General features: G+C 78.9%; 1 pseudogene. It reads left to right on the top strand.

The annotated features are described in order from the left end of the window. Positions 1-412: pseudogene (locus tag GT042_RS29530) on the top strand (hypothetical protein); the annotation flags it as partial.

The following is a 412-nucleotide window of genomic DNA, read 5'->3' as shown; positions in this document are numbered from 1 at the left end:
GGTGGCCGCGCTCGCGCTGGTGCTGACGGTCCTGGACGCGTACGGCCTGTACGCGACGGCGCTGTCCGGCACGCCGCCCATGGGCTACGTCGCGGGGGCGGCTGCCGTGCTGGCGGCGCTGTGGGCGGGGTACGGGCGGCTGGTCGGCGGCCTCCGCGTTCCGCTGCCCGCCGCTGTGGTGGCCGCCCAACTCCCGCTGCCGCTCGGGGTGTCGGCGGCGGGGGCGCCCGTGTCGGCCACGGCCTGGGCGTTGTTGGTGACGGCCGCGCTGGACGTGGCGGTGGTGGTGTGGGCGAAGCCCGCTCCGGTACGGGGTTTCGCGGCGGCGGGCGCCGGGCTGACCGGGGTGCTGGCGCTGCTGACGGGCTGCGAGTTGTCCCTGACGGCGGGGTCGCCGGTGGCCGCGGCGGGC

This window comes from Streptomyces sp. SID3212, from assembly GCF_009865405.1.
Lineage (GTDB): Bacteria > Actinomycetota > Actinomycetes > Streptomycetales > Streptomycetaceae > Streptomyces.
The sequence above is the reverse complement of the archived record's forward strand: the minus strand, read 5'-3'. Positions and strand labels throughout refer to the sequence as shown.